Genomic DNA, 5,638 nt, shown 5'->3' on the forward strand with positions numbered 1-5,638 from the left:
GGTCGTCTGAAATTTTTCAGACGACCTTTTTTTTCAAACAAATCCCATCAGTCCAACTGCGCAACGGATACCGGCAAACCGCGTACTGCGGCAAGCATGGTATTGGCAGTTTTCTGCTGTTGGCGGAACGCTGCCATATTGGTAGGCGTCAGTTTCGGAGTCGGCAATGCAACTGTCGTCGGATTGACCGGCTGACCGTTCACGCGTGCTTCGTAGTGGAGGTGCGGGCCGGTTGAGCGTCCGCTTGTACCGACGAAGCCAATCACTTCGCCTGCCCGGACATTACCTTCCGCCGGCGTAAATGCACTCATGTGGCCATAAAGTGTCTCAACGCCATTAGAGTGTCTAATCATGACGGTATTACCATAACCGCCTTTCCAGCCTTTGAAGGTAATCACACCGTCGGCAGAGGCTTTAATCGGTGTGCCTGTTGGTGCGGCATAGTCGATACCTGTATGCATACGGACGGTATGCAAGACGGGGTGAACTCGGTAGCCAAACGGCGAGGAAATACGGGTATAGACAACCGGCTCGATGTTGAATCCCTCTTTTTGCTGGAGGGATTTACCGTTTTGATCATAATAGCTGCCGCTCTCTTCGTCACCTTTGCCTTGGCTGTAATAATAAGCCTGATAGGTTTTTCCGCCTTTGACAATCTCAGCCGCCAGAATATCGCCGGTACCCATTTGCTGGCCTCGGAAATACATATTGTTGTACAGAAGACGCACAACATCGCCTTCCTGCAAATCCTCCAAGCTCAGTACGTCAGAGAAAATTTCGCTGAGTGACTCTCGGATTTCGACAGGTATTTCGGCCTGCGCCATCGCGCCGCGTGCGGAAGTTCGCACAACAATAGAGCGCAAAGTCGGCATAACTTTCATATCTACTTCAGAAGTAGACAACTGCCATTTCCCTTTGACTTTTTCCAACGCGACAAGGTTTCGTTCCAATTCTTCATCGGTAAAGAATTGCACATCGGTTACCTGACCTGATGAATCGACACGGATGTTGACGGATTGGTTGGCGCGCAAATGCTGCATATTTTGATCTGCGCTGTTTTTCGCCATGATTTGTTTGATGTCGGTCTGCGCCACGCCCATACGGGCCAGCACATCGGCAAGGGAGTCGCCCTGTTGGACAACTTCCTGCGCCCAATAGCTAGACTGGAAATTGTTGGTTTCAACATAAACAGCGGGCAATTCCTCGGAAATCCGCTCCAACGCAATGCCTTGAGGATTGGAAACCGGCTCAGTGACCGCATAGGCAGTCATTACTCCTGATACAGGCAGCAGGATGCCCAACAATGACCAACGTACGGGCTTGTTGTGCCAGAAACGGCGCATGAATGAAAATCGAGTTGTTTTAGTCACGCATTATCCTTCAATACGGTAATAATCACTCTACTACCGCATCTCTTATGTCATTTGAAATTATTGAGTTTAATTGTTTATCTTATCAACCGTGTTTACGGTCTCTCCCAGACAATATATATACCAAGTGAATAAAATAAACAATCAAATTTACTCAGAACCGAGCATGATTATCGGGGCTATTCTTTTGATTTACACCCCTTTTTTCTGAAATTTACGAGAACTTGATTATAACATATGCACACTTCCAACTCAAAAACGCTATCCATCATCCTGCCTGATAATGACATTGGTTATTTTGAGTATGTTGTATTTTCTCGCGTAAAATAAGCTTTTTCCGTTCTGACGACTGCCATGAATCTGACGCTTGCCCTCCCCTCTCTCAACCGTCAAAAAGATGAGACACTTCCTCCTCTCCCGCTTCCTGAGTTTAACCAAATCTTGCGATATGGATTATTACATAAACAAGAAATGAAGCCGTCTGATTTTTATCGCCGATATTTATGGAAGGGAAGCTTGTTGGCGCAAGTCAAAGAGCTGATGGGGATTTCACCGCATCAGGCGGCTGCGTTTGCCAGCCCGATATGGCAGCAAATGGGATTGCACCAAGTCAGCGTAGTCAACGGCGAACATCTGCACATCACTAAAGAAGAAGCGGCTCAATTATGTTTGGAGCTGTCTGAGTTTTACAGCAAAGAAGGTTGGTATTTTTTGCCGGTTCGTCCTGATTTATGGTTGCTCACTTTGCCATCGGAATGCGATTGGGGGATTGCGCCGGTATTGGATATCTACGGACAAATCGGGTCGGCTGACCAAGCGAATGGAAAAGACGCCTTGCAATGGCTGGGAATGCAGACTGAAATTCAAATGTGGCTGCATCAACACCCACTCAACGCCGTCCGCATTCAAAACGATACACCCGCAATCAACGGCCTTTGGCTCTGGCAGGATTTAACGGGGCTGCGATCTGCAGACTTAGTCGCTTCCGACAGCATTTGGGCGCAATTTTCAGACGACCTCCGCTGGGACGCTCCTTATGATTTTCAGGCTTGGCTAGATGCGGTTGATGAATCGGGCATTCACCCCGCCAACCCTGTTATCTTTCTAGACGACTTGGCGATTACGGAACAAACGGGCGACATTCAAACATACCAAGAGATTTTAGAAAGTTGGGAAGCCCGCTGGTTTGCCCCACTTTGGCAGGCAGTTTCACAAGGTCGTCTGAAAAAACTGACCATCAGCACTGACGGCGAAAACGGCGGCACTTTACACATCACGCCGTTTTCAAAATGGAAATTCTGGCACTCGAAAAAAACATTTACCGGCAGATGGTAATGCGTCTGCACTGTCACTTAGCCGCCCTGTTTATAGAAACACCAATAACGTTTACAATACGCGACCATTCCACTACTCGCACCAACCGCCCATGAAAATCCGACTCGGTCAGCACAATGCACCTGATTTTCCGCAAGGAGCGGCCGTCACCATCGGTAATTTCGACGGCGTACACCTCGGTCACAAACACATCCTGCAAAAACTCAAAAACGAAGCCGATTCGCGCAACCTTCCCGTTATCGTCGTCATTTTCGAGCCGCAACCCAAAGAATTCTTCTCCCGAAAAGCAGGCTTTACGCCCCCATGCCGCATCGCCCCTTTGCGTACCAAGCTGGATTTGCTCCGCGATACCGGCTGTATCGACGCCGTATGGGTATTACGTTTCAACCAAGACTTCGCCAACATGAGTGCGCAGGATTTCATCGACAAACTGCTGCGCCAAACACTCCACACACGCTACCTGCTTATCGGCGACGATTTCCGCTTCGGCGCCGGACGCGAAGGCTGTTTCGACTTATTGAAGCAGCAAAGCGATATACAAACCGAACGCACACCTTCCGTCATCGTCGAAGACATCCGCACCAGCAGTACCGCCGTGCGCAACGCCTTGACAGACGGCAGCTTGGCGTACGCCAAAAAACTTTTGGGTCACGATTACGTTTTGAGCGGCAAAGTCAAACACGGCAAAAAACTCGGCAGAACCATCAACGCCCCCACCGCCAACATCCAACTTCCGCCCCACCGCTATCCCCTGCGCGGCGTATTCGTCATCGAAGCGGACGGCGCATTCGGCACACGGCGCGGCGTTGCCAGCTTCGGTCTCAACCCGACCGTCAGCAACAACAATTCGCAAAAACTCGAAGTCCATTTATTCGATTTCGACGGCAATCTCTACGGTCAGCGTTTGAAAGTGCGCTTCCTACACAAGCTGCGTGACGAACAAAAATTCAGCGATATCGAAACATTAAAACGTCAAATCGAACAAGACATAGAAGACGCAAAGAAATGGCAGCAAACGTATTGAAAATATAGCCACAACCACCAGATACGAATTGAAAAAGGTCGTCTGAAAATCTTTTCAGACGACCTTTTTCCCAATATGCAGACATCAGCCTGCGAGATTTCTAATGGCCTAAATTCAAAAAGGACGACAACCGTCAAAACGGTGCGCGGGAACAGAATCCCTCTTTTAATTCAGTCCACTATATCCTACTTATTTAGCAGCAGGAGCCTGTTCTTGAGCGGCAGCAGGTGCAGTTTCGGTAGTAGTTTTACCTTGCTCGGTCAGCGGGCTAGTGGCTTCAGCTTCCGGTGCAACAGTCTCAGCAGCTTTGTCTTGTTTCAGATCGTTGGCTTGTTTTTTAGCTTTGTTGGCTTTTTTGTGAACATGTCCTGCTTTAGTAGCGGCTTTACCGGAAGCAGGTTGAGCCATAGCCACAGGAGCAGCGATCAAACCGGCAGAAACAAGAACGAGAGAGGTCAATTTAGACAATGTTTTCATGTGTAATATCCTTTCGGGAAATTTGTCTGATAAAATCATTCCGTCAAATGCCAAATGGCAATTTGCGTAAAGACAACCGCATAACTACTTGGTGCGATTGAGTTTTTATTGTAACGGTTTGTTTGTAAACCGAAGTCAGGTCAAGCGAAATTGAAATAAAGTTTCAAAAGGCGGGTTAACCCCCTTGTCCTGCTTTATTAATCGTACCTCATAGCTTGATTGTTTAAATTTATATATTTCATGGCATTACATTTAATGATTTTCGAACATTCCCGCTTCCGCAATGCATCCTACATCTTGATGGGGCTTGCCCTGTTTGTGGTGCTGTATTTCCACTTTCTGCCGCTTTTGCTCGCCGTTATCCTGACCTACGTCTTCATCACCAAGACCAACGGCCTGATTCTTTGGCTGCGCCGCCGTACGCTCACGCGCAATACGTTTTTGCACAAATCGCTCAACGCGCACAATATCAACCTGATTTCGACCACGCTGACCATAGGCATCGTATTGACGGTTATCCTATTTATGTCGCTGGGGATTTACCACCTGATTCACGGCGGGCATATCCCCGTGATGCTGACCAAGCTGGCGGCGATTTTGGAAGACACGAAAAACAGCAGCAGCCTGCCGCCATCGGTTTTGAACATGCTGCCCAACAATACCGCCGAGATCAAAGCCTCTGCGGTCAAATTGATTGAAGAATACAGCGCCGCACTGACGCGTATCAGCAAAAACAGCTTCACCTCGTTCGTGTACATCCTTATCGGCATCATCATCGGCGCGATGCTCAGTTTCCACCGCCTCAACATGCGCAAAAACCGCCGCAAAATGCCACCCTTCAAGGCAGAACTGGTGCGGCGGATTGTGAACTTCGAAACCAGCTTCGAACGCGTGTTTCTGGCGCAGGTCAAAATCTCGCTGATCGATACCGCGCTGACGGGCGTGTACCTTTATCTGATCCTGCCGCTTTTCGGCGTCGAGTTGCCGTTTAAACTGACCGTGTTGGTCATCGCCTTCATCGTCGGGCTGATTCCCGTCGCAGGAAACCTGATTTCCAACACCATCATTATCATCTTGAGCCTCGGCGCTTCTTTATATGTAGCGGTCGCTTCGCTGGTGTTTCTGGTCGTCATCCACAAGCTCGAATACTTCCTGAACGCGAAAATCATCGGCTCGGAAATCGAATCAAGCGCATGGGAACTGCTGGTGGCGATGGTCGTGTTCGAACGGATTTTCGGCGTCGGCGGCATCATCGTCGCACCGGTTTATTATGCGTATCTGAAGAATGAGTTGAAACAGCAGAAGCTGATTTAGATAGTGTTTGAAATATAGATGAAAGGTCGTCTGAAAAGCTCAAAATAGGTTTTTCAGACGACCTTTTTTCAGTTACAGCAACCTTATCCCTTCCCCCGTCTGGCGGGGGAAGGTTAGG

At 48.7% G+C, this 5,638-nt stretch carries 5 protein-coding genes; 3 read left to right on the forward strand and 2 right to left on the reverse strand.

Annotated features, from left to right (window positions below):
• Positions 1–47: 47 nt before the first annotated feature.
• A complete protein-coding gene (locus HMPREF2572_RS04135; RefSeq protein WP_070496364.1) occupies positions 48–1,370 on the reverse strand; it encodes a M23 family metallopeptidase in 1,323 nt (440 codons plus the stop codon).
• Positions 1,371–1,724: 354 nt separating this feature from the next.
• Between HMPREF2572_RS04135 and HMPREF2572_RS04140 the strand changes: the two genes are divergently transcribed.
• Positions 1,725–2,705 (forward strand): hypothetical protein, encoded by a 981-nt coding sequence (locus HMPREF2572_RS04140; RefSeq protein ID WP_070496365.1) that lies wholly within the window; start codon positions 1,725–1,727, stop codon positions 2,703–2,705.
• Between the two features lie 91 nt (positions 2,706–2,796).
• On the forward strand, positions 2,797–3,729 hold the full coding sequence (ribF, locus tag HMPREF2572_RS04145; RefSeq protein ID WP_070496366.1) for a bifunctional riboflavin kinase/FAD synthetase: 933 nt from the start codon (positions 2,797–2,799) through the stop codon (positions 3,727–3,729).
• A gap of 189 nt (positions 3,730–3,918) precedes the next feature.
• Here the strand turns inward: ribF and HMPREF2572_RS04150 are convergent, their stop codons facing one another.
• Positions 3,919–4,206: a late embryogeneis abundant protein gene (locus HMPREF2572_RS04150; RefSeq protein ID WP_167390266.1), complete on the reverse strand. Its 288-nt coding sequence runs from the start codon at positions 4,204–4,206 to the stop codon at positions 3,919–3,921.
• Positions 4,207–4,461: 255 nt separating this feature from the next.
• Here HMPREF2572_RS04150 and HMPREF2572_RS04155 point away from each other — a divergent pair, with 255 nt between their 5' ends.
• A complete protein-coding gene (locus tag HMPREF2572_RS04155; RefSeq protein WP_070496368.1) occupies positions 4,462–5,520 on the forward strand; it encodes an AI-2E family transporter in 1,059 nt (352 codons plus the stop codon).
• Positions 5,521–5,638: the final 118 nt, after the last annotated feature.

This window comes from Neisseria sp. HMSC064E01, from assembly GCF_001808875.1.
Taxonomy (GTDB): domain Bacteria; phylum Pseudomonadota; class Gammaproteobacteria; order Burkholderiales; family Neisseriaceae; genus Neisseria; species Neisseria sicca_A.

What these genes read in the sequence shown, in the direction of transcription:
- HMPREF2572_RS04140 (WP_070496365.1), top strand. Translation starts at nt 1,725, where the DNA reads ATGAATCTGACGCTTGCCCTCCCCTCTCTCAACCGTCAAAAAGATGAG.
- ribF (WP_070496366.1), top strand. Translation starts at nt 2,797, where the DNA reads ATGAAAATCCGACTCGGTCAGCACAATGCACCTGATTTTCCGCAAGGA.
- HMPREF2572_RS04150 (WP_167390266.1), bottom strand. Translation starts at nt 4,206, where the DNA reads ATGAAAACATTGTCTAAATTGACCTCTCTCGTTCTTGTTTCTGCCGGT.
- HMPREF2572_RS04155 (WP_070496368.1), top strand. Translation starts at nt 4,462, where the DNA reads ATGATTTTCGAACATTCCCGCTTCCGCAATGCATCCTACATCTTGATG.